Genomic DNA, 22,679 nt, shown 5'->3' on the forward strand with positions numbered 1-22,679 from the left:
ACCGCCCCTGGTGGGCGGAGCTGTCAGCGGACCAACGATTGCCCAGCGTAGGTACGATCCCCGTCGATACGCAACACATCCACGCCATCACTCTCGGTGCGCAAATCCGACAATGACAAGGGCCCCCGGTCGCTTGACCGGGGGCCCTTGTCGCGTTCCTGTGGGACGGCTCAGCCGGGTCGGCGGAAACCGGCGATCGGCATCGTGGTGATCGGGGAGACGTTGACCGGCACACCCGCTCGGGCCGAGTGCACCATCTTGTTGTTACCCAGGTAGATCCCGACGTGGCTCAGATCACTGCGGAAGAAGACCAGGTCGCCGGGGCGGGCATCGGCCCGGGCGATCGCCTTGCCCTCGTTCCACTGAGCACCGGTGAAGTGCGTCAGGTAGATCCCGGCGGCCTTGTACGCGTACTGGGTCAGCCCGGAGCAGTCGAACGAGTTCGGACCGGTGGCACCCCAGACGTAGGGCTTGCCGACCTGCTGACAGGCGACCCTGATGGCGGTCCGGGCCGCCTCGCTGACCACACCGTTGATGGTCGGGCAGTTGGTGGTCTTGACCGTGGTCACCGGCAACGACCGCTCAAGCCGCTTGATCTCGACATCGATCTGCTTCTTCTTCGCCGCCAGCTGCTTTTCCTTCGTCTCCTGGTCGGCGATCAACGCGTCGAGCTTGGCCTTCTGGTCGTCGTACTTCTTGCGGACCTTCATCACGCTTTCGAGCTGCTTGCGCTCGTACGCCGCCAACCGCTCCAGGAAGGCCATCTGCTCGCCGAGCGTGTCCGGCTTCGCGTTCAGCAGCACCGCACCGAGTTCCTGGGACGGCCCGCTCACGTAGTACCGGGAGGCGAGGTCGGCCACCCGGTTCATGGCGAGTTCGGCCTCCAGGGCCAGCGGCTGGATCTTCTTTTGCAGGTCGCCCGACTTCTGCCGGTTGGTCCTCAGCTGCGACCGCACCTTGTTGTACTGCTCGATGGTGGGCTCAAGCTGCTGCCACTGCTTGTCGATCTGGCGCTCGATCTCGTCCACCGACGGTGCCGCGTACGCCGGAGCGACGAGCAGGCTGGCGCCGACCGCCACAGCGGACACCAGCATGACCATGCGGTGGGCGGCCCTACGCAGACCGCCGGGACGGCGGGACCGTCCGGGCACGTGACGATGGAGGGGCATGGTTGCCACCGGCACCGACTCCTTTTGCAACCGACCGCCGGGCGTCCCGCGAGCGGTAGGGGGCGGGACAGACGACCTACAACGGTCGGTGCCCCACATTAGGGAAGGCGCGGTGCGGAATCAAGGCGACCAACGGCCGATTCACGTTTGCGCGACCAACCGCACACAAAGGGTGTCGACACATTCGTTATAGTCACGCCCGCCAATACAAATACGGGGGTACGGCGACCGGAAGGCCGCCACACCCCCGCAGCGTACGCCCGGTCAGCCGGCGACCGGCTCGCCCTCCTCGGCGCCCCGGGTCTGCTCGGGCCGGACCGACCGCAGCAGGACGCTGGCCACGTCGACCACCTCGACCTGCTCCCCGGCGCCCTTGCCGTTCACCCCGTCGGTGAGCATGGTCGAGCAGAACGGACAGCCGACGGCGATGGTCCTGGCGCCGGTGGACATGGCCTCCTCGACCCGGTCCACGTTGATCCGCTTGCCGATCCGCTCCTCCATCCACATCCGGGCGCCACCGGCGCCGCAGCAGAAGGACCGCTCGCTGTTGCGCGGCATCTCGGTGATCTCCCCGTCGCCCAACGCACGTCCCAGCACTTCGCGGGGCGGGGTGAAGACCCGGTTGTGCCGGCCGAGGTAGCACGGATCGTGGTACGTGACGCCGCCGTCGACCGGCTCGATCGGGGTGAGCTTGCCGCTGGCGACCAGGTGCGCCAGCAGTTGGGTGTGGTGTACCACCTCGAACTCGCCGCCGAGTTGGCCGTACTCGTTGCCCAGCGTGTTGAAGCAGTGCGGACAGGTCGCGACGATCTTGCGCTTTGCCTTCTCGCGGCCCTCGAACGCCTCGTTCAGGGTCTCGACGTTCTGCTGGGCGAGCATCTGGAAGACGAACTCGTTGCCGATCCGGCGGGCCGGGTCGCCGGAGCAGGTTTCGCCCTCGCCGAGGATGGCGAACGAGACGCCGGCCTCGTTCAACAGCGTGGCCACCGCCCGGGTGGTCTTCTTGGCCCGGTCCTCGAACGCGCCGGCACAGCCCACCCAGAACAGGTACTCGAAGTCGTCGACCTCGCCGACCCGGGGCACCTCGAAGTCGAGGCCCTTGGTCCAGTCCTCGCGGGTGTTCTGCGGCGCGCCCCAGGGGTTGCCCTTGTTCTCCAGGTTGCGCAACATCACGCCGGCCTCGGACGGGAAGCTCGACTCGATGAGCACCTGGTAGCGGCGCATGTCCACGATGTGGTCGACGTGCTCGATGTCCACCGGGCACTGCTCGACGCAGGCTCCGCAGGTGGTGCACGACCAGAGCACGTCCGGGTCGATCACCCCGCCCGCCTCGGCGTCACCGATCAGCGGCTTCTCCGCCTCGGCCAGGGCCAGCACGTCGACGTGGGCGAGTTGCGCGGCGGTGGCCTTCTCCTCGCCAGTGAGGTCCTTGCCGCCGCCGGCCAGCAGGTAGGGCGCCTTCGCGTACGCGTGGTCCCGCAGGCTCAGCACGAGCAGCTTCGGCGACAGCGGCTTGCCGGTGTTCCAGGCCGGGCACTGCGACTGGCACCGGCCACACTCGGTGCAGGTGCTGAAGTCGAGCAGCCCCTTCCAGGTGAACTGCTCGACCTGGGCCACCCCGAACTGGTCCTTCTCGGGGTCCGCCTCCTCGAAGTCCAGCGGCTTGCCGTCGCTCATCATCGGCCGCAGCGGGCCGAGACCGGAGCCGGCCGCGCCCGGCTTGCGCTTGAAGAAGATGTTGGGGAAGGCGAGGAACCGGTGCCAGGCCACGCCCATGGTCACGTTCAGCGAGATCACGATGAGCCAGGTCATCGAGATCGCGATCTTGATCAGGGCGGCGATACTGACGCCGGAGTCCCAGTCGGGCAGCGCCGAGCCGACCGCGTGGCTGAGCGGGGTGGCCCAGGTCGGGTACTCGAAGTGGTCGGTGGCCACCTTGAAGCCCCGAATCAGGAAACCCATGACCAGTACGGCGAGGACGACCGCCTCGACGAAGTAGCCCTGCCACATGGTCGAACCGGTGAACCGCGACCGGCGGCCGGCCCGCGTGGGCCGGTTGGCGAGCCGGATCCCGATCAGTACCACGATGCCGACCACGCCCAGGATGCCGATCGCCTCGGTGACCAGGCCGTAGAGCGCCCAGCCGCCGATCAGCGGCAGCCCGCCGGTCGGCGACACCACCTCGAAGTACGCCTCAAGCACCAGCAGCGACAGCACGATGAAGCCGACCATCACGAACCAGTGCGCCGCGCCCACCACACTCCAGCGCAGCATCCTGGTGTGCCCGGCGGTCTCCGCGAGCATGGTCCTGGTGCGGCTGGCCTTGTCGCCGAACCGGGACGGGTCGGGCTGACCCAGCCGGATCACGGCCACCATCTGCATGACCGCGCGTACCGCAAGCCACACCGCCACGGCGGTGATGGCGGCCGCGAGGATCGTGGTGACGATCTGGACGCTGCCCATCGAGTTGGCCTCCCGGTCTGCTGCCTGTCGAGCGGCTCGGCGACCGGAGTCGGGTCAAAGGCGCGAACGGGACCACAACCCGCCGCTGCACCTCAAACCGGACCGGCCGATGACCTTGCCCGCTCGGTCATGCAGTGCAGCCTACGCGCAAGGTTACCCAGCAGTAACGTGAGTCTTCTCGCACCCGGGCCACGCCGCCCTGCGCACACCTTAGGAGGCAGCCACGGTCACCGCTCGGCCGGGCCCTCGACGGGTGCCCGGCAACTACCGGATGACCTGCGGGATCAGCGCCAGCGAGACAGCAGGATCAGGGAGGCGACCATGGCGCCGAAACCCACCGCCAGGTTCCAGTACCCCAGTTCCATGACCGGGTACTCCTGCTCGGAGAGGTAGTAGACCACCAGCCAACCGATGCCGAAGACGATCAGCGAGACGGCGGTGACCGGAAGCCAGATCGGGCTGGGCTTACGCGTCGCCGCTGTGGCCGTCGGACGGACGTCCGTGGGCGGGGTGTACACCTTCTTCTTGCGGACCTGAGACTTGGGCACGACGCTCTCCAGAGGGGTTACGACCTCGTCCGGCCTGACAACCGGGCGCGAGGGCGACGGTCCATGGCCAATAATGTTCGACAGCTAGCGTAGTCCGGAAGACCCGTCCAAGCCACGAATGGGGCCAGACCGTTGCCGGTCAGCCCGGAAACGGTTGGCGAGACGGCGGCCACCACGACCGTGCGTGCGGTCACCCAAGCCGGAGACAGGGGGAACGGTCCGTGGAGTACACGTCCGGCGCGGCCTCATGGCAGAAGGCGCTACGGCGGCTCGTCGCCGGCCTGCTGCCCCGCCGAGGGCGTCAGCGCCGGCCCGGCTGGTCGATCGGCGTACCGTTGATCGCCGCTGCCGCCGGCCTGCTCTTCACCACGACGGCCACCACCGCCGGCGGCACCGCACTCCGCGAGGACCGGCGCCCCCAGCTCACCGAGTTGATCGAGGACCGCCGCGACCGGGTGGCCTCGAACGAGGAACTCGCCGCGACCCTCCGCCGCGAGGTCGAGAGCCGCACGACCGACCTCGCCGGATCTGACGTTCCGATCAAGAAGCAGCAGGAACGGGCCGCCGAAAATCTCGCGGCCGCCGGCTTCACCGCCCTCACCGGTACCGGTCTGACCGTGGAACTCAACGACGCGCCGCAGCTCGACAAGCTTCCCGAAGGGGTCAGCAACGACGATCTCGTCGTACACCAGGGCGATGTCCAAGCGGTGGTCAACGCGCTCTGGGCCGGCGGCGCCGAAGCCATGTCAATCATGAACGTCCGCGTTCTGACAACCAGCGCGGTACGCTGCGTGGGTAACACCCTGCTGTTGCACGGCCGGGTGTACTCCCCACCTTTCAAGATCGTAGCAATTGGCGACCCCGCCGCGCTCCGGCAGGCCCTCGCCGCTTCCGAGGGAGTCCGGTGGTTCAGGGACGCGGTCGACAACTACCAACTTGGCTACTCCGAGTACGTCTCGACGGTCACGGTGCCCGCGTTCGAGGACTCCACCACCCTGCGCTCGGCAACGGTGCCCAAGTGAGCCCGTCATGAGCGAGCGCCGGCGAGTGAATCATCAACCCAGCGCGCCGCCGCGTGCTGACGGCGCGAAGTGCGGCGGAGCGCTGGCATGAGTGAGCGTTCCGATGGTCGTCAGCCTGGTCAGGCTGACGACGCCACGGCCTACCTTCCTCGGGTCGAACGTGCCGAGCCGGCCATGGCCCCCACCCGCCCCGCTGGCGCCTGGCCCGATCCGGTGCCGCCGCGTCCCGCAGGCCAGGAGCGCACCAGCGGCCCGGCGACCGCCGGCCGACGGGAGACCGCACCCGGCCAGGAGCACGGCGCGGCACCCGGACGCTGGGCGGCCGGGCCGGTAGCGGATCGTACGGCGGCGGAACCGTGGAACGGGTTCACCGACCGGCGCAGTGGCGACAGTGCCGGTCAGCGGCCGAGCACCGAGCAGGGCAACGTACCGCTGCCCTCCGGCCAGCCGGACATCCCCGTTGGGCCGACTCCCTGGCGGGGAGCATTCGAGCCGCCGAGCCGGCCGACCGGTCAGCCGGCCCAGGGCAGTCCTCCGCCGGCCGGGCAGGGTTACGGACCGCAGTCGTACGCCGAGTCTCGGGCGGAGCGGGCGCCCCACAGCGCTCAGCCGCCGACCGGGCAGCGACCGCAGCCCGCCACACCGGTCCCGGCGCGCCCGCCGGCCGGCGCAGCGGGCCCACATGCCGGCACTTCGGTCCCGCAGTCAGGCGCGATGGGCCCACCGGCCAGCCCAGCGGGCCCACCCGGCCGCACGGCGGGCCCGCAGGGGCCTCAGGGCGGCCCGTCCGGCCCGCTGGGCCCTCAAGGCGGCCCGTCCGGCCCGCAGGGCCCTCAAGGCGGCCCGTCCAGCCCGCAGAGCCCTCTTCCTCAGGGCGGCGGGTGGCAGCCGCAGGGACAACCCGCGTACGGGTTCGCCGGTGGCCCGGCGCCCGCACCTGCCACAACGCAGGGACCGGCCGGACCGTCCCGGAGTGGCAGGCCGAACGGCATGCCACCGGGACACGCCGCACCGCCCGGGCCGGTGACGCCGCCCGGGTCCGGCGTGCCGCAGCGAACCGAGGCCCAGCCGGCGACGGGCGACCCGGCGGCCCAGCAGTTCCAGGGTTTCCGGCCGCAGTCCACGCCGACCTGGCCGGCGGATGGGCCCACCGCTGCGGCGGCCGAGCCCGCGCGCCCCTCGTCCAATCGCGCCACCGCGGACCAGGGTGGCTGGTCCGGCGAGAGCCCGACCACGCTGCTACCGAAGGTCAACGGCGCCGCCACCGCGCCGGCCGCGAACTCCACGATGCGGTCGTCGGGCCCGGCTCCTTCCGGCGCGGCTGATGCGGCAACCGGCGAACGGCCCGCCGACCCGCCCAGGTTCGCCGCGCCTACCAACCCGCAGTCCGGTCCGGCGGGGCCCCACCAGCAAGCCAGCCCGGCCGGGCCCGGTCGGCGGGCTGACGACGCGGCCACCGCTCTCATTCCGGCGGTCACCGGCGTCCGGCCGGGTACTCCGCCCGCGATGGAGTCAACCGCCCTGATGGGTGCGGTGCCCCGACCGCCGAAGACCGAGGAGCCGGAGGGCGCCGACCAACCAGCGGAGCCGCCCAAGCCGCGCCGAGGTGACCGGGTGGTGCAGCTCCGGCCAGAGCAGACGGGCGAGGGCTACAAGAGCGTCTACTCGGAGCTGACCCGGCCGTCCTTCTGGTCCCGGGTACGCACCGGGCTGCGGTTCGGTGGCGAACTGCTGATCACCTTCGGCCTGGTGGTGTTGCTTTTCGCCGGCTACGAGATCTGGGGCAAGTCGGCCATCGTCGACGCGCACCAGGATGAGCTGAGCCAGCAGTTGGCCCAGGCGTGGGGGCCCGAGGGTGATCCCACCGTGGCCCCCTCGGCCAGCCCCTCCGCCCCCGCCCCCGCCTCGCCCAAGCCACCGGTGCAGGGCAAGCCCATCGCCGGCCTCTACATCCCGAAGTTCGACAAGGAATGGGTCGTGGTCGAGGGCGTCACCCAGAAGGACATCAGGTACGCCCCGGGCCACTATCCGGACAGCGCCCTGCCGGGCCAGGTGGGTAACTTCTCCGTGGCCGGGCACCGTAACCGGGCCACCTTCTGGCGGTTGGACGAGCTTCGCAAGGGTGACCCGATCATCGTTCAGGGCCGGGACGAGTGGTACGTCTACCAGGTCACCGACAACCTGATCGTGAAGCCGAACCAGGTCGAGGTGGTGTCCCCGGTGCCGGGGCGTCCCGGGGTGAAGCCGACCAAACGGATGCTCACCCTGACCACCTGCAACCCGAAGTTCGACAACTACGAGCGGTTGATCATCCACGCAGAGTTGACGCGTACCCAGTCGAAGGACGAGGGACGCCCGGCTGAGCTGGGGACCTGACGATGTACGGCTGGATCTGGCGCAAGCTGCCCTTCGGGCTGCCCGGCAAGCTGGCCGGCAGCCTGCTGCTCGCCACCACGGTGGTGGCGCTGCTCTGGTACGTGGTCTTTCCCTGGGCCGGGCCGCTGCTGCCCTTCACCGGCGAGGACGTGCAGGTCACCCAGCAGGACTCCGAGGTGCCGGGTGCGCCCGGCGACGTGGGTCCCGGCGCCGATCCGGACGACGACGCCCCGCCCGGCGACGAGCACGACCTGCCGTACGACACCGATCGGAACAACACCCCACCCCCGGACGAGGACGAGTGAGGCCGATGCGCGTCCTGGTGATCGACAACTACGACTCGTTCGTCTTCAACCTGGTCCAGTACCTCGGCCAACTCGGCGTGGAGTGCGACGTACGGCGCAACGACGAGATCGATCTCGCCGAGGTGGGCCGGGTCGGCGCGGACGGGGTGCTGCTCTCGCCTGGTCCGGGCAGCCCGGACCGGGCCGGCATCTGCCTGGACGTCATCCGTGAGTACGCCGGCAAGCTGCCGATCTTCGGTGTCTGCCTGGGTCACCAGGCGATCGGCGAAGCGTTCGGCGCCACCGTCACCCGCGCACCGGAGCTGCTGCACGGCAAGACCTCGCTGGTCCATCACGACAACAGCGGAGTTCTCGCTGGCCTGGCCGACCCGTTCACGGCGACCCGCTACCACTCCCTCGCCGTGCTGCGCGAGACGCTGCCAGCGGAGCTGGAAGTCACCGGCTGGACCGAGTCCGGCATCGTGATGGCGATGCGGCACCGCAGCCTGCCGATCGAGGGCGTCCAGTTCCATCCCGAGTCGGTGCTCACCGAGGGCGGCCACCTGATGTTGGCCAACTGGCTCGCCGCCTGCGGTCACCCGGAGGCGTTGGAGCGTGCCCCGGCACTGGCCGCCGAGGTGGACGCCCGTCGGCTGGCCGCCTTCGCCACCACCTGAACAGAACCTCCGGCCAGCGGGTCACCCGGGCCGTCTCCGCCGAAGTGGCAACCGGACGGTCAGCGCCTCAGTTGGTCAGCGCGTCCGTGACGCCGGGGTGTGCGGGCGAGTCGACCGCGGGCGGGCGGCGCCGGATCGCGTCCCAGGCGGCCTTGCCGCTGGCGAGGTAGTCCCGTACCGCCTTCTCCAGCAGCAGGCCGGTGCCACAGCCGGTGCAGCGGGCAGGCACCCCGGCGGCGTCGATGCCCAGGTGCCGGCAGAGCGCCACCGCCCGGGACAGGTGATAGGACTGGGTGACGATCAGGGCCCGCTCGACCCCGTACACCTCCCGCGCGCGGCGGCAACTGTCGTAGGTGTCCAGGCCGTACGGGTCGGCGACGATGCGCTGCGGGTCGACTCCGAGTTGCCCGCTGAGATGGTCGGCCATCGCCGCCGTTTCGTCACCGGAGGTCCCGTTCCCGTCGCCGGACACCAGCACCACCCGGGCCCGCTGGCTGTGCACCAGCTCGGCGGCGGTCTCCAGGCGACCCGCCAACCGGATGCCCGGCTGCCGTCCGCCCTCCGTCACCGCCGTGCCCAGGACGATCACCACGTCCACGGTCGGCGCCTCGTCCGCCGCGTAGACGTGACCGCGCGCCGCGCCGGTCGTCCAGATCCACGGCAGGCTGACGAGCAGCAGGCATACCAGGCCGAGCACCGCCACCCGGCGCACCAGTCGCCACCTGCTCACCCGGGAGACAACCTGGCCGGTGGCCAAGGAGTCGTCCGGGTCGCCGGGCCGGATCAATCCTCGGACAGGCGGAACGGCGCGATGGTCGGCAGCACCGGGCCGCCTCCGCCACCGCCACCGTCACCGTCCGGCGGTGGCGTGGTCGGGTCCGGAGTCGGCGGCGTCGGGGTCGGCGGATCCGGATCCTCCGGTTCCTCGACCGAGACGAAGATCTTCACCTTGCTGCCCTTGGTCCGCTGGCTGCCGGCGTTCGGGTTCTGGTCGGTCACCCGGCCGGCCCGGTCGGCGGGCACCTCCGGACCGATCTCCACCTCCGGCACGAAACCGGCGCTCTCCAACTCCCGAATCGCCTCGGCCTGGGTGCGGTCCTTCACGTTCGGCACCCGGACCACGTTGCCCCTGGAGACGGTGAGGGTGACCTCGGTGCCCTCGGCGACCTTCGTACCCTCCTTCGGGTCGACGCCGAGCACCAGCCCTTCGGCCTCGGCACTGTCCTCCTGCACGACCTTGACCACGAACTTGTCCTCGTCGAGCCGGAGCTTGGCGCTGTCGACCTTGCTGCCGACCAGGCCGCCCGGGATGGTCGCCTCCGGCTTGCCGCCGCAGATCTGCACGGTGACCTGGCTGTTCGGGGCGACCTTGTCGCCGGCGGGCGGGGTCTGGTTGACCACCCGGCCCTTGCGGCAGTCCGAGGTGAACACGTCATCGCCGCGCACCGGCTGGAAGCCGTCCGCCTCGATCTGGGCGAACGCCTGCTGTTGGGTCATTCCGGTGACCGTCGGCACCGGCGCTTCCTCGGGTGGCTGCTCGTTGAACAGCAGCGCGGCCACCAGCGCGATCACCGCGAGCACGCCGAGCGCGGCGAAGAGCGCGATCAGCCAGGACGAGGCGCGCCGCTGGCGCGGGTCACCCACCCGGGCCGGGATCTGCCGGGTCTGCGTCGCCCCCGCCGACGGGTAGCCCGGGCCGCTGGCCGCGGCCATCGCCACGGTCTCGTCCTCGCGCAGCACCGGAGTGGCCATCACCGGCCGACCGGCCGCCGCCCGGAGCAGGTCCGCGCGCATCTCACCGGCGCTCTGGTAGCGGTTGAGCGGGTTCTTCGACAGCGCCTTGAGCACGATCGCGTCGACCGCCGGGTTGACCTCCGGGTTGAGGTCACTCGGCGTCGGTGGCGCCTCCCGTACGTGCTGGTACGCGACGCTGACCGGGCTGTCGCCGACGAACGGCGGATGCCCGCAGACCAGTTCGAAGAGCACACAGCCGGCGGCGTACACGTCGGAGCGGGCGTCGACGGCCTCGCCACGGGCCTGCTCGGGGGAGAGGTACTGCGCGGTGCCGATGACCGCGCTGGTCTGCGTCATCGTGGTGGCGCCGCTGGCCAGGGCGCGGGCGATGCCGAAGTCCATCACCTTGACCTGGCCGGTCTGGGTGAGCATCACGTTGCCGGGCTTGATGTCCCGGTGGATGATGCCGTGCCGGTGGCTGAACTCCAGGGCCGCGCAGATGTCGGCGCAGATCTCCAGCGCCCGCCGGGGTTGCAGTCGGCCCTCGGCGCCGAGCACCTCCTTGAGGGTGCGCCCGTTGACGAACTCCATCACGATGAACGGCAGGGTTTCGCCGGTGGGGGCCTGTTCCTCGCCGGTGTCGTAGACCGCGACGATCGCCGGGTGGTTCAGCGAGGCGGCGTTCTGTGCCTCCCGGCGGAAACGCATCTGGAAGGTGGCGTCCCGGGCCAGATCCGCCCGGAGCATCTTGATCGCGACGTCCCGGCCGAGCCGCAGGTCGCGACCGCGGTGCACCTCGGCCATGCCGCCATACCCGAGCAGCTCGCCGACCTGGTACCTGCCACCGAGCAGGCGGGCCTGCGCTGTCATCGCGTCCGTCGTCCTTCGCTCGTCGTCGTCTCATCGCCGCCCGGTCGGGGCTGATCCACTCGACGGTACGCCGTCGCGGCCGGATCGTCTCGTCCGTCGGGCCGCAGCGCGCCGGACGTCACCTCTTGCACGGATACCTCGACCGGCATGCTGAGGCTGTTCCGCAGCTTGTAGGAAATCACGCCGGAGCAGAGCACGACCAGTGCGCCCAGCATGATCGCCAGCAACACCATGCCGGAGCGTGATCTCCTGGGTACCGGGCGTGACTGAGTGGGCTGTGGTGCGTACGCCGACGGCACCGTTGCCGCGCCGCGTGGATAACCGGTCACCGCCGGTGCGACCGTCGTCGGTCGCGGCGGCTGGGCCACCGGTGGGCGCGCGGCGACCGGCCGTTGGCCCGCTACCGGAGCGTGTGGTGCGGCCGGTGGAGCGGCGACCGGCGGTCGTGGGGCGGCCGGTGAGTGGGGCGCCGCAGGGGGGCGGGGCGGCTGCGGTGGTGGCACCTGGGCCCGACCGGGAGCCGGTGACGCCGGGGCCGCCGAAATGGGCGCCGCTCCACCGGACCTGGCCTGCCGGGACAGCGCCGTCTTGAGTTGCCGCGCGGCACCGGCCAGCACGGCGGCGCTCGGCCAGCGGTCCTTCGGGTCCTTGGCCATCGCCCGCTCGACCAGCGCGCAGACCTGCGGCGGGATGTCGGACGGCAGCGCTCGCGGGGTCTCCCGGACGTGCCGCATGGCGATGTCGAGAGGATTGTCGCCCTCGAACGGCCGGCGCCCGGCGAGGCACTGGTAGGCGACCACGCCGAGGGCGTACACATCGGAGGCTGGGGTGGCGACCTGGCCGGTGGCCTGCTCGGGCGAGATGTACGAGGCGGTGCCGAGCACCGATCCGGCTGCGGTGAGCTGACCGACCAGCTCGGACCGGGCGATGCCGAAGTCGGTCAGCACCAGCGTGCCGTTGGGCCGGACCAGCAGGTTGCCCGGCTTCACGTCCCGGTGCACGATCCCCTTGACGTGGGCGGCGTGCAGGGCGTCGGCGGCCTGCGCGACCAGCGCCATCGTCCGGGCCGGGGTGAGCCGGCCGACCCGGCTGAGGGTGGCCGAGAGCGGATCGCCCTCGACGTACTCCATCACCAGGAAGGCGATGTGCTGGTCGTTGCCGAAGTCGTAGACGTCCACCACGCCCGGGTGGTTGATCGTCGCCATGGTGCGGGCCTCGCCGCGGAACCGCTCGGCGAAACCCGGCTCGTCCAGCAGCGCCGGGAGCAGGCTCTTTACCGCCACCGTACGCCCCAGCACCTGGTCGGTGCCGCGCCATACGTCGCCCATGCCGCCGCTGGCGATCCGTTCGTCGAGGCGGTACCGGTTGCCGAGTTGTACGCCCGGACTGAGCATGGTCAGCGCCCCCCGGGATCGGCGATGGCGGCGCGCATGATCTGGCCGGCGATCCGGGCGGCCTCGGCGCTGCCGCCGGGGCCGGCCTCTTCGAGTACGACGCAGACCGCCGAGACGGGGTTGCCGTCGGAGTCCAACGCGAACCCGATGAACCAGCCGTGGTCGGCCCGGTCCGCTGCGGACTGGGCGGTGCCGGTCTTGCCGCCGACCGTGTAGCCGTTGATCGACGCGCTGCGGCCGGTGCCGTTGCGCACCACGCTCACCATCATGTCCCGCAGGTCGGCGGCGACCTGGCCGCTGACCGGCCGGCGCAGCTCACGCGGGTTCGCGGTGTCGTAGACGGTGGTGCGGTCCGGGGCGAGCAGCTGGCGCACCAGGTACGGCCGCATCTGGCTGCCGTTGTTGGCCACCGCCGCGGCGATCATCGCCCCTTCCAACGGGGTCATCCGCACGTCGCGCTGCCCGATCGAGGACTGGGCCAACGCCGCCGGGTCGGCACCGCCGTCCGGGTTCTCCATGCTGCCGGTGCGGCTGGCCGCCACCCCGTGACCGCCCTCGCCGAGCCGGCCGACGGAGAGGTCTTCCTGCTCGAAGCCGAAGTCCTGGGCCTTCTTCTTGATCACGTCGGGGCCGAGCTGCACGCCGAGCTTGGCGAAGCCGGTGTTGCAGGAGTCGGTGACCGCCTTCATCAGGGTCACCTGGGACTGCGGGCAGATCGACGGCGCCGCGTTGGTGATCGACTGGCCGGAGGTGGGTGGGGTGTAGCTCGAGCCGGCCGGGATGTTGGTGTCCTTGCCGATGCCGTTCTCCAGCGCCGCGGCGGCCACCACGATCTTGAAGGTGGAGCCCGGCGGCAGCACCTCACCGAGGGCCCGGTTCCGCAGCGGACGCGCCGCGTCCTGCTCCAGCTTGTTGTACGCCGCCGACGCCTCGTTGGTGCTGTGGCTGGCCAGCGGGTTCGGGTCGAAGCTGGGCATGGAGACCAGGGCCTGCACGGCACCGGTACGCGGATCGATGGCGATCGCCGCGCCCTTGGTCGCCCCCCGGTTGTTGTTGCGCAGCTGGTCGTACGCGACGTCCTGGGCGCGCGGGGAGAGGGTGAGCAGCACGTTGCCGCCGGCGGTGCGGTCGCCGGTGAACATGTCCTTGATCCGGTTGGCGAAGAGCTTGTCGCTGGTGCCGGCGAGGAAGTCGTTCTCGGACTTCTCGATGCCGGTGTCGGCGAGGTTGACCGGCTTGTAGCCGAGCACGTGGGCGTACTTTGCCCCACCGGGGTAGGTGCGCAGGAAGGTCAGCTCACCGTCGGTTTCCTTGCTGACCGCCAGCGCGGTGCCACCGGCCTCGATGTTGCCCCGGCGGCGCTCGTACTCGGCGACCTGGACCCGGCCGTTGTAGTCGCTGGTGCGGTACTCGTCGGCCTTGTACGCCTGAATCCAGTTCAAATTGGCGAAGAGCAGGCCGAACAGGACGATGACGACGACACCGACCCGGCGCAGTGGTGCGTTCACGGCCTGATCACCTCCGTGGGAGCACCGTGCAGTTGCTCGGGCGGACCGCCGGTGGGGCGGTTCACCTTGCCGCCGGTGCCGGTGACCGGCCGCCGACCGGCGTCGGAGACCCGCAGCAGCACCGCGATGAGCAGCCAGTTGGCCATCAGCGAGGAGCCACCGGCGGACAGGAACGGCGTGGTCTGACCGGTCAGCGGGATGAGCTTGCTGATCCCGCCGACGATCACGAAGACCTGCAACCCGAGGGTGAACGCCAGACCGCCGGCGAGCAGCTTGCCGAACGAGTCCCGCACGGCCAGCGCGGCGCGCAGGCCCCGCTGCACGATCAGCAGGTAGATCACCAGCAGCGCGGAGAGGCCGAACAGGCCGATCTCCTCACCGATGCCGGCGAAGATGAAGTCGTTCTGCACCTCCGGCAGCAGCAGCGGTTGGCCGCCGCCCGGCCCGGCCCCGAAGAGCCCGCCGGTGCCCAACGCGAGCAGCCCCTGCACCAGCTGGTAGCCCTTGTTGTACGGGTCGCCGAACGGGTCCAGCCAGATGTCGGCTCGGACGGAGAAGTTGAGGAACGGTCCGCCCACCGTGCTGCCGAGCACGTACGCGAGGTAGGCGCCGCCGAAGAAGAGAACCAGGCCGATGAGCAGCCAACTGACCCGCTCGGTGGCGATGTAGACCGTCGCCACGAACATCCCGAAGTAGAGCAGCGAGGTGCCCAGGTCCTTCTCGAAGACCAGCACCAGCAGGCTGATCACCCAGACCACCAGCACCGGGCCGAGATCCCGCCCGCGCGGGAAGTCGATGCCGAGGAACCGGTGGCTGGCCAGCGAGAGGACCTCGCGCTTGCGGACCAGGTAGTAGGCGAAGAAGACCAGCAGGGCGAGCTTGGCGAACTCGCCCGGCTGGATGGAGAAGCTGCCGATGCGTACCCAGAGCTTCGCGCCGTTGATCTCGGAGATGCTGGCCGGCAGCACCGCCGGGAGCATGACCAGCACGATGCCGGCCAGACCCAGGGTGTACGCGTACCGGGAGATCGAGCGGTGGTCGCGCATCAGGGCCAGCAGCCCGGCCGCGAGCATCACCGACACCAGCGTCCAGGCCAACTGCCGGCCACCGATGCCGGCGAAGGTGGCCAGTTCCGCCCGGTCGGCCGGTGCCGCGTTGGCCAGGTCGAGCCGGCGCAGGAAGCCGACCCCGAGCCCGTTGAGCAGCGCCACCGCCGGCAGCAGGGCCGGATCGGCGAACGGCGCCAGGAACCGGATCACCAGGTGCATGCCGAGGAACACCGCGGTCAGCGCGGCGGCCGGCACCCAGAAATCCGGTGTGACCGTGTCGAGGACGTTCGCCTCGACCATCGCGCCGTACGCGGCGACCAACGCCATCGCCAGCACCAGCAGCGACAACTCGGAGTTACGCCGGGACCGGGCCAGGCGTACGCCGGGTCGCTCGCCCGCGGTGGCGGGCGAGGCTGCCGGGGTGGCCGCTGCGGTCACGATCGTCCTCAGGTCGGGTTGCGGGCGCGCCTACTCGGGCGACCGGCAGGCCGCCGGGTCGACCGTGGGCGTGAAGGCGTCGGTGGGCGGGGCGTCCGGCGTACTCGCCGGTGGGGCCAGGGAGCCACCGTCGGGCGACGGCGAGGCGCTGCCGACCGGAGTCGGCGAGCCGGCCGGTGCGCTCGGCGCCGGTGAGGGCACCACCGCCGTGGGGGCGAGACTCGGGCTCGGGGCGGGGGTGGGCGGACAGATCGGCTTGAGGTTGACGTTGGTCGGACTGTCCATCGTCAGTTCCGCCAGCCGGCGTTCCGCGTCCGGCTCGCTCTTGGCCGGAATGCCCTGCTTGACCTGCTCCTGCGCGGCGAAGGTGAGATCGTCCAACTGGGCCGTGCTCTTCGAGTGCACGGAGGAGAGATCCATCCCGGCGATCTGGCCCGGTATCCCACGGAACACGGCCACCTGGCCGTCCTGGGTCGCCCCGACGTAGTACTGCCGCTGGGTGTAGCTCCAGCCGGCGAAGACCCCACCACCGACGATCACCAGGAGGGCGGTCGTCATCGCCAGCGCACGGAGCGGGCGGCGACGGGCCTCCGGCTCGTCGTCGGCGCTGCCGGCCGGCTCCTCAGGTGCGGCGGGCCGGGGAGCGGAGAGCGCCGAGGCCCGGGCGGCCGGAGTGGAGACGTCGGCCGAGGTCGCCATGCCCCGGTCCCGCGCAGCCGCGCCGCCGACGATCGGGGCCGCCTCGACGATGTCGCGGTCGGTGGCGTCGGCGATGATCACGGTGATGTTGTCCGGGCCGCCGCCACGCAGGGCGAGCTGGACGAGCCGCTCGACACACTGCTGCGGGTCGGCGTACTCGCGCATGCTCTCGGCGATGGTTTCCGCGCTGACCACACCGGACAGACCGTCCGAGCAGATCAGGTAGCGGTCACCGGGCAGCACCTGGCGGACCGAGTACTCCGGGTCGATGTCCCGGCCGTCGAGGGCCCGGGTCAGCAGCGACCGCTGCGGGTGGCTGCTCGCCTCCTCCGGGCTGATCCGACCCTCGTCGACGAGCATCTGGACGTAGGTGTCGTCCTTGGTGATCTGCGCGAACTCACCGTTGCGCAGCAGGTAGGCCCGCGAGTCGCCGATGTGGACCATGCCCAGCTTGCTGCCGGAGAAGAGGGTCGCGGTCAGCGTGGTGCCCATCCCCTCCAGCTGCGGGTTGGCGTCCACGGTCTCGCGGAGTTGTTGGTTGGCGGTGCCCACGGCGGAGCGCAACGCGTCGACCAGGGCGTCACCAGGGACGTCCTCGTCGAGCGGCGCCATGGCACCGATGACGATGTTGCTGGCGACGTCACCGGCGGCCATACCGCCCATGCCGTCGGCAACGGCGAGTAGCCGCGGTCCGGCGTAGACGGAATCCTGATTGCCGTCTCGGATCAGACCGCGGTCGCTGTGGGCCGCATAGCGCAGGGTCAGAGTCATGGCCGTAATTCGAGAGAGGTGCGGCCGATCCGGATCGGCACGCCGAGGGGTACGGGGGTTGGTCCGGTGACCTTAGCGCGATCGAGGTACGTCCCGTTAGTCGAACCGAGGTCTTCGACGAACCACTGCCCGTCACGCGGCACGAGCCGGGCGTGTCGCGCCGAGGCGTAGTCGTCGGTGATGACGAGGGTGGAATCCTCGGCTCGACCGATGGTTATCTGCGCCTCACCCAACGTGATTCTGGTGCCGGCGAGTTGGCCTGCGGTCACCACCAACTGGTGCGCCGCCCGCCCGCGCTTGGCCTTGGCCGGTCTCGCCGTCGCCTGACCGGTCGACGCGCCCACCGTCCGCGGTGCGGCCACCAGCCGACCCGAGCGGGCCCCGGCGAAGAGGTCCCGGCGGATGACGCCGACCACCGTGAACACGAAGATCCACAACAGGACGAGAAATCCGAACCGGGCAACGGTGATGACGAGTTCCGGCAAGGCGGATCAGCCGTCCACGCGGAAGGTCAGCGTGGTGGTGCCGAGCTGGATCATGTCACCGGGGTTCAGCGCCACGGCGGAGACCCGCTGGCCGTTGACCATGGTGCCGTTGGTGGAACCGAGGTCGGTCAGCACGACCTGCCCACCGTCGAAGTCCAGCCGGGCGTGTCGGCGGGAGATGCCGACGTCCGGCAGGCGCAGGTTGGCCTGGTCGCCACGACCGATCACGGTCGAGCCCATCTGTAGCGGATAGGTGCGGCCGTCGCCGGAGACCAGCCGCACGTTGCGACCGCCACCGTGCCCCGGCGGCGGGCCGTAGCCGCCACCCTGGTCGTACGAGGGGTAACCGGGCGGGCCGGCGTCGTAACCGGGCGCCGAGACCGGGGCGACCTCGCCACCGGTGTAGACCTCGGCGGTGACCCGGAACATGCCGGTGTCCAGCCCTTCACCGCGCTCGATCTCGACGATCACGTCGCCGTAGACGGTCCATGCCTGCTCGCCGATGAACTCCGCCTGCGACTGGGCCAACTCCTGGGCCAGCGCGGCGGCGTACGGCGCCAGCCGACTGTGGTCGTACGGCGAGAGATCGATCACGTAGCGGTTGGGCACCAACGTGCGCCCACCAGCCAGGATGGCCTTGTGCGCCTCGGCCTCCCGCTGCATGGCGTTGAGGATCTCCACGGGGTGCACGACCCCTTTGAAGACCTTGGCGAAGGCCCCTTCGACCAGGCCTTCCAGACGCTTCTCGAAGCGTTGCAGCACGCTCACCGGCTCCTCCTCGGGTCCCGAGGACATGATGGTATCCGTCCAGAGCGCACGCAGCTCACACGCCGCTCGGCCGGCAGGCCACGCCTCGTTCGGACGGCTCGGGATTGTCGTGCTACTCTTTCGTCCGCCACGAACGGTAACCGCTGAGAGCAGCGAATGCCATTCGCGGCGAAGACCTCAAGCCACGTAACATGGCCGAGGCCCCGCTGGTGACAGCGGCGTCGGCACTGATTACGCTGTCCGAGGTCATGCCACGGGGAAGTGGCGGAATGGCAGACGCGCACGGTTCAGGTCCGTGTGCCCGAAAGGGCGTGGGGGTTCAACTCCCCCCTTCCCCACCAGCGACGAGGGCTCCGCGAATGCGCGGGGCCCTCGCTCCTTATCCGGGCGTACCGGACGTCACGCTATGCTTCGCTGGTTTCTGCCTCCGACGGACCAGGAGTGGCTCGTGAGTGTCGCATTCGTGACCGGGTCGGGCGGGTTGATCGGCTCCGAGGCGGTCCGGCACTTCGCCGGCCTGGGTCTCGATGTGGTCGGCATCGACAACGACATGCGGCAGGAGTTCTTCGGCGAGGAGGCGTCCACCGCGTGGAACGTGCGCCGGCTCACCGACGAACTGGGTGACGCGTACTCGCACCACAGCATCGACATCCGTGACCGGGGCGCGCTCGGCGCGCTGTTCAAGCGGTACGGCCAGGACGTCGCTGTGGTGATCCACACTGCCGCGCAGCCGTCGCACGACTGGGCGGTGCGCGACCCGTTCACCGACTTCGACGTGAACGCCGCCGGCACCCTCAACGTGCTGCAGAACGTCCGCGAGCACTGCATCGAGGCACCGCTGATCCACTGCTCGACCAACAAGGTCTACGGCGACCGGCCGAACAGCCTGCCGCTGGTCGAGTTGGAGACCCGCTGGGAGATCGAGCCGGGGCACCCGTACGAGCAGGGCATCCGCGAGGACATGTCGATCGACGCCTGCCTGCACTCGATCTTCGGCGCCTCCAAGGTCGCCGCGGACGTGATGGTGCAGGAGTACGGCCGGTACTTCGGGATGCGGACGGCCTGCTTCCGGGGCGGCACGCTGACCGGCCCGGCCCACTCGGCGACCGAGTTGCACGGTTTCCTCGGTTACGTGATGCGGGCCAACATGGAACGCCGCACATACAAAATCTTCGGCTACCAGGGCAAGCAGGTCCGCGACGCCATCCACAGCTCGGACGTGGTCTCCGCGTTCGAGGCGTTCTTCCGCAACCCACGCTCGGCGGCGGTCTACAACCTGGGCGGCGGCCGGCACTCCAACACCTCCAACCGGGAGGCGTTCGCGCTGGCCGAGCAGATCACCGGCCAGCAGATGATCACCGAATACGTCGAGGCCAACCGGATCGGCGACCACAAGTGGTGGATCGGCTCCAACGAGGCGTTCCAGGCCGACTACCCGGACTGGAAGCAGGTGTACGACGTACCAATGATCATGCGAGAGATCTACGAGGCCAACGTGGACAAGTGGGTCCCGGCGGGCGACGGCGAGGTGCGGGCGTGAGCAAGCGGAACGTGCTCGGCGTGCTGGTCGACGCCACCGACTACGCGCAGGCGACCGAGCAGGTCGTGGCCGCCGCGCAGGAGCGCCGGCCGATGGCGTTGACCGCGCTGGCCGTGCACGGGGTGATGACCGGGGTGCTGGACCCGGCGCACAACGCCCGACTGAACTCCTTCGACCTGGTGACCCCGGACGGCCAGCCGGTCCGCTGGGCGCTGAACCTGCTGCACGGCGCGGGTCTGCACGACCGGGTCTACGGGCCGCAGCTGACCCTGCACGTGCTTTCCCGCTGCGCCGACGAGGGCCTGCCGGTCTACCTGTACGGCTCGACCGAGGAGACCCTGGCCCGGCTGATCCCGGCGTTGGAGCGGATGTTCCCGGCGCTCAAGATCGCCGGAGTAGAGCCGTCCAAGTTCCGCGCCGTGCAGCCGGGCGAGGACGTCGAGATCGCCGACCGGATCAGGGCCAGCGGTGCCCGGCTCGTCCTGGTCGGCCTGGGCTGCCCCCGCCAGGAGATCTTCGCGTACGCGATGCGCCCCCTGCTGGACATGCCGCTGATGGCCGTCGGTGCGGCCTTCGACTACCACGCCGGGCTGCTGCGCCAGCCGCCGCCATGGATGCAGCGGGCCGGGCTGGAGTGGTTCTGGCGGCTCGGTCTGGAGCCGAAGCGGCTGTGGCGGCGGTACGTGATCCTCAACCCGGCGTACCTGAGCCGGTTGTTCGCGCAGAAGACCGGCCTGTGGAAGGCCCGGCCGCCCGCGCCGGCCACCGAACGACCGACCGGTTTCGCGGTCTGACCCGAGACGACGGCAAGCGGGCCCCCGGCTGTTCGGCCGGGGGCCCGCTGTCGTGTCCGGACGTCAGAGGGTCAGCGTCCAGGTGTTGATGTAGCCGGTGTCACCGCCGTAGACGTCGCGCACCTGCAACCGCCAGGTGCCGTTCGCCGCCTTGCTGGACAGGTTCACCGTGTAGGTGGCGTTCACGTTGTCCGCGCCGTCGAAGATGCTGCTGTTCTTCAGCCGGTACGAGGTGCCGTCCGGGGCGAGCAGGTCGATGACCAGGTCACCACGGTAGGTGTGCACGATGTTCACCGCCACGGTCGAGGTCGACGAGGCGTTCCGGTTGCACCCGGAGATGATGATCGAGCTGGTCACCGCCGAGCCGGCGTCCGGAATCGCGACGTCGGTGCCGTTGCTGCCGGAGCAGCCACCGCTGCCGGTGCCGGTCACCGTCAACGTGTACGTGGCGGTCCTGCTGCCGGACGCCGCGGTGCCGGTCACCGTCACCGGGTACGTGCCGGCGGGGGTGCTGGCCGAGGTGCTGATGGTCAGCGTCGACGAGCCGCCCGAGGTGACCGTGGCCGGGCTGAACGAGGCGGTCGCCCCGGACGGCAGGCCGCTGGCCGAGAGGCTGACCGACTGGGCGGAGCCGTTGGTGGTGGCGGTGCCCACGGTGGCGGTCACCGAGCCGCCCGGCGCGACCGAACCGGAGGTCGGCGACACCGAGACCGAGAAGTCGTTGGTCGGCGGCGGGGTGTCACCGTTGACCACGTAGAGCAGTTGGTTCGGGGTGCCGGTGCCCACGTTCGTGATCACGTTCGGGGTGGAGTTGTTCACCAGGTAGTCCCGCACCTGCTGCGGGGTCCACGACGGGTTGGCCGAGAGCACCAGCGCGGCGACCCCGGCGACGTGCGGCGACGCCATCGAGGTACCGCTGATGGTGTTCGTCGCGGTGTCGTTGGTGATCCACGGGGCCGTGATGTTCACGCCGGGGGCCAGGATGTCGACGCAGGTGCCGAAGTTGGAGAAGCTCGCGGCGGCGTCGTTGTTCTGGGTGGCGCCGACGGTGATCGCCGGGGCGGCGCGGGCCGGGGAGTAGTTGCAGGCGTTCTGCCGCTGGCCGAGCGCGTTGCCGTTGCCGGCGGCCACCGCGTAGGTGACACCGGAGTTGATCGAGTTGATCACCGCGTTGTCGACCGAGGTGTTCGCGCCGCCGCCGAGGCTCATGTTGGCCACGGCGGGCTTGACCGCGTTCGCGGTGACCCAGTCGATGCCGGCGATGACTCCGGCGTTGGTGCCGCTGCCCTGGCAGTTGAGCACCTTGACGGCCACCAGCCGGGTCGCCTTGGCCACGCCGTACGCCGTGCCGCCGACCGTGCCGGCGACGTGGGTGCCGTGACCGTTGCAGTCGGTGTTGTTGGTGTCGACCGTGTTCGTGCCCCAGGTCGCCCGGCCGCCGAAGTCCGAATGGGACGTACGGATGCCGGTGTCGATGACGTACGAAGTCACGTTCGACGCGGTGTTGGGATAGGTGTATGAGCTGTTCAGCGGCAGGTTGCGCTGGTCGATCCGGTCCAGCCCCCAGGACGGGGGGTTCGTCTGGGTGGCGGCGATCGTCACCGTGTGGTTCTGTTCGACGTACGCCACCGCCGGGTCGGCGGCGATCCGGGCCGCCGCCTTGGCGCTGACCCGCAGCTCGGCGCCACGGATGGCCGCGCTGTACGTGCGGGCCGTCGCCCCACCGTGCCGGCTCAGCAGCCGGGTGACGGAGGACCCGACCTGGGTGCGGGCCACCTCGCTGTTCTTGAACACGACGATGTAGCTGCCTTCGACGGCGGTGGTACCGCCGGCGCTTCGGATCGTGCCGACCGGCTCGGCGGCCATGGCCGGCGTCGCTGCCGCCACCATCGCCAGCGCGGCCAGCCCGACGAAAACGGACCTTTGTGGAAGAGCCATCTTCCTACCTCCCTCCGATCGGCTGCCATCGTCGACCCGCTCATGGCAGATTGATCGATGAATGCCGATCAAGGTGAGGGTAGTTGGCTGCGCGGAGACAGATAAACATGCCGGCTTCCCCATAACACCGAAGCGATGACCCCCCTACGGGG

The 22,679-nt window shown here is 70.4% G+C and carries 18 protein-coding genes and 1 tRNA gene; 7 read left to right on the plus strand and 12 right to left on the minus strand.

Going from position 1 to position 22,679, the window contains the following annotated elements; translation table 11 throughout:
* Nucleotides 1-170: 170 nt before the first annotated feature.
* The 3 genes from E0H26_RS22495 to E0H26_RS22510 all read right to left on the minus strand — a co-directional run bounded on the left by E0H26_RS22495 (nucleotide 171) and on the right by E0H26_RS22510 (nucleotide 4,180).
* On the minus strand, nucleotides 171-1,184 hold the full coding sequence (locus tag E0H26_RS22495) for a C40 family peptidase (protein ID WP_240742313.1): 1,014 nt from the start codon (nucleotides 1,182-1,184) through the stop codon (nucleotides 171-173).
* A 249-nt stretch (nucleotides 1,185-1,433) separates the two neighbouring features.
* Complete coding sequence (locus tag E0H26_RS22500) at nucleotides 1,434-3,632, minus strand: (Fe-S)-binding protein (protein WP_131306922.1); 2,199 nt, start codon at nucleotides 3,630-3,632, stop codon at nucleotides 1,434-1,436.
* Between the two features lie 284 nt (nucleotides 3,633-3,916).
* Entirely contained in the window at nucleotides 3,917-4,180 is a 264-nt protein-coding gene (locus E0H26_RS22510; protein WP_131306924.1) for a cell division protein CrgA, read from the minus strand.
* A gap of 221 nt (nucleotides 4,181-4,401) precedes the next feature.
* On the opposite strand from E0H26_RS22510, the gene E0H26_RS22515 reads away from it, so the two are divergent.
* The 4 genes from E0H26_RS22515 (at nucleotide 4,402) to E0H26_RS22530 (ending at nucleotide 8,539) form a co-directional block, all read left to right on the plus strand.
* Nucleotides 4,402-5,202: a DUF881 domain-containing protein gene (locus tag E0H26_RS22515; RefSeq protein WP_131306926.1), complete on the plus strand. Its 801-nt coding sequence runs from the start codon at nucleotides 4,402-4,404 to the stop codon at nucleotides 5,200-5,202.
* Between the two features lie 1,044 nt (nucleotides 5,203-6,246).
* Nucleotides 6,247-7,578: a class E sortase gene (locus E0H26_RS22520; protein ID WP_240742314.1), complete on the plus strand. Its 1,332-nt coding sequence runs from the start codon at nucleotides 6,247-6,249 to the stop codon at nucleotides 7,576-7,578.
* A 2-nt stretch (nucleotides 7,579-7,580) separates the two neighbouring features.
* Entirely contained in the window at nucleotides 7,581-7,883 is a 303-nt protein-coding gene (locus tag E0H26_RS22525) for a hypothetical protein (protein ID WP_131306928.1), read from the plus strand.
* 5 nt (nucleotides 7,884-7,888) lie between these two features.
* Nucleotides 7,889-8,539 carry an aminodeoxychorismate/anthranilate synthase component II gene (locus E0H26_RS22530; protein WP_131306930.1) on the plus strand — a complete coding sequence of 217 codons (651 nt, stop codon included), beginning with the start codon at nucleotides 7,889-7,891 and terminating at the stop codon, nucleotides 8,537-8,539.
* A gap of 67 nt (nucleotides 8,540-8,606) precedes the next feature.
* On the opposite strand, the gene E0H26_RS22535 is transcribed toward E0H26_RS22530, so the two are convergent.
* From E0H26_RS22535 to E0H26_RS22570, 8 genes are read right to left on the minus strand one after another with little or no spacing between them, the layout of a single operon-like run.
* Complete coding sequence (locus E0H26_RS22535; RefSeq protein WP_240742315.1) at nucleotides 8,607-9,269, minus strand: SanA/YdcF family protein; 663 nt, start codon at nucleotides 9,267-9,269, stop codon at nucleotides 8,607-8,609.
* Between the two features lie 53 nt (nucleotides 9,270-9,322).
* A complete protein-coding gene (pknB, locus tag E0H26_RS22540) occupies nucleotides 9,323-11,143 on the minus strand; it encodes a Stk1 family PASTA domain-containing Ser/Thr kinase (RefSeq protein ID WP_131306934.1) in 1,821 nt (606 codons plus the stop codon).
* A complete protein-coding gene (locus tag E0H26_RS22545) occupies nucleotides 11,140-12,537 on the minus strand; it encodes a serine/threonine-protein kinase (protein ID WP_131306936.1) in 1,398 nt (465 codons plus the stop codon). The genes pknB and E0H26_RS22545 overlap by 4 nt, the downstream gene beginning before the upstream one ends.
* Before the next feature lie 2 nt (nucleotides 12,538-12,539).
* On the minus strand, nucleotides 12,540-14,045 hold the full coding sequence (locus E0H26_RS22550) for a peptidoglycan D,D-transpeptidase FtsI family protein (protein WP_131306938.1): 1,506 nt from the start codon (nucleotides 14,043-14,045) through the stop codon (nucleotides 12,540-12,542).
* Nucleotides 14,042-15,532: an FtsW/RodA/SpoVE family cell cycle protein gene (locus tag E0H26_RS22555; protein WP_131306940.1), complete on the minus strand. Its 1,491-nt coding sequence runs from the start codon at nucleotides 15,530-15,532 to the stop codon at nucleotides 14,042-14,044. Before E0H26_RS22555 ends, E0H26_RS22550 begins: the two co-directional genes overlap by 4 nt.
* Nucleotides 15,533-15,562: 30 nt before the next feature.
* Nucleotides 15,563-17,002 carry a BofC C-terminal domain-containing protein gene (locus tag E0H26_RS22560; protein ID WP_131306942.1) on the minus strand — a complete coding sequence of 480 codons (1,440 nt, stop codon included), beginning with the start codon at nucleotides 17,000-17,002 and terminating at the stop codon, nucleotides 15,563-15,565.
* A complete protein-coding gene (locus tag E0H26_RS22565; RefSeq protein ID WP_131306944.1) occupies nucleotides 16,999-17,487 on the minus strand; it encodes an FHA domain-containing protein FhaB/FipA in 489 nt (162 codons plus the stop codon). The genes E0H26_RS22560 and E0H26_RS22565 overlap by 4 nt, the downstream gene beginning before the upstream one ends.
* 6 nt (nucleotides 17,488-17,493) lie before the next feature.
* A complete protein-coding gene (locus E0H26_RS22570) occupies nucleotides 17,494-18,282 on the minus strand; it encodes an FhaA domain-containing protein (RefSeq protein WP_119575106.1) in 789 nt (262 codons plus the stop codon).
* A gap of 228 nt (nucleotides 18,283-18,510) precedes the next feature.
* On the opposite strand from E0H26_RS22570, the gene E0H26_RS22575 reads away from it, so the two are divergent.
* The 3 genes from E0H26_RS22575 (at nucleotide 18,511) to E0H26_RS22585 (ending at nucleotide 20,589) form a co-directional block, all read left to right on the plus strand.
* Nucleotides 18,511-18,596 (plus strand) — tRNA-Leu (locus E0H26_RS22575).
* A gap of 65 nt (nucleotides 18,597-18,661) precedes the next feature.
* A complete protein-coding gene (locus E0H26_RS22580) occupies nucleotides 18,662-19,795 on the plus strand; it encodes an NAD-dependent epimerase/dehydratase family protein (RefSeq protein ID WP_206025306.1) in 1,134 nt (377 codons plus the stop codon).
* A complete protein-coding gene (locus E0H26_RS22585) occupies nucleotides 19,792-20,589 on the plus strand; it encodes a WecB/TagA/CpsF family glycosyltransferase (protein WP_131306948.1) in 798 nt (265 codons plus the stop codon). The genes E0H26_RS22580 and E0H26_RS22585 overlap by 4 nt, the downstream gene beginning before the upstream one ends.
* A gap of 63 nt (nucleotides 20,590-20,652) precedes the next feature.
* On the opposite strand, the gene E0H26_RS22590 is transcribed toward E0H26_RS22585, so the two are convergent.
* A complete protein-coding gene (locus tag E0H26_RS22590; RefSeq protein WP_131306950.1) occupies nucleotides 20,653-22,527 on the minus strand; it encodes a S8 family serine peptidase in 1,875 nt (624 codons plus the stop codon).
* Between the last annotated feature and the right edge of the window lie 152 nt (nucleotides 22,528-22,679).

The sequence above is a fragment of the Micromonospora zingiberis genome (genome assembly GCF_004331455.1).
Classification (GTDB): domain Bacteria; phylum Actinomycetota; class Actinomycetes; order Mycobacteriales; family Micromonosporaceae; genus Micromonospora; species Micromonospora zingiberis.

Bases quoted from the DNA above. Each gene is read 5' to 3' on its own strand.
- E0H26_RS22525 (WP_131306928.1), top strand. From the start codon at position 7,581: ATGTACGGCTGGATCTGGCGCAAGCTGCCCTTCGGGCTGCCCGGCAAG.
- E0H26_RS22560 (WP_131306942.1), bottom strand. From the start codon at position 17,002: ATGACTCTGACCCTGCGCTATGCGGCCCACAGCGACCGCGGTCTGATC.
- E0H26_RS22530 (WP_131306930.1), top strand. From the start codon at position 7,889: ATGCGCGTCCTGGTGATCGACAACTACGACTCGTTCGTCTTCAACCTG.
- pknB (WP_131306934.1), bottom strand. From the start codon at position 11,143: ATGACAGCGCAGGCCCGCCTGCTCGGTGGCAGGTACCAGGTCGGCGAG.
- E0H26_RS22545 (WP_131306936.1), bottom strand. From the start codon at position 12,537: ATGCTCAGTCCGGGCGTACAACTCGGCAACCGGTACCGCCTCGACGAA.
- E0H26_RS22590 (WP_131306950.1), bottom strand. From the start codon at position 22,527: ATGGCTCTTCCACAAAGGTCCGTTTTCGTCGGGCTGGCCGCGCTGGCG.
- E0H26_RS22500 (WP_131306922.1), bottom strand. From the start codon at position 3,632: ATGGGCAGCGTCCAGATCGTCACCACGATCCTCGCGGCCGCCATCACC.
- E0H26_RS22580 (WP_206025306.1), top strand. From the start codon at position 18,662: ATGCTTCGCTGGTTTCTGCCTCCGACGGACCAGGAGTGGCTCGTGAGT.
- E0H26_RS22570 (WP_119575106.1), bottom strand. From the start codon at position 18,282: ATGTCCTCGGGACCCGAGGAGGAGCCGGTGAGCGTGCTGCAACGCTTC.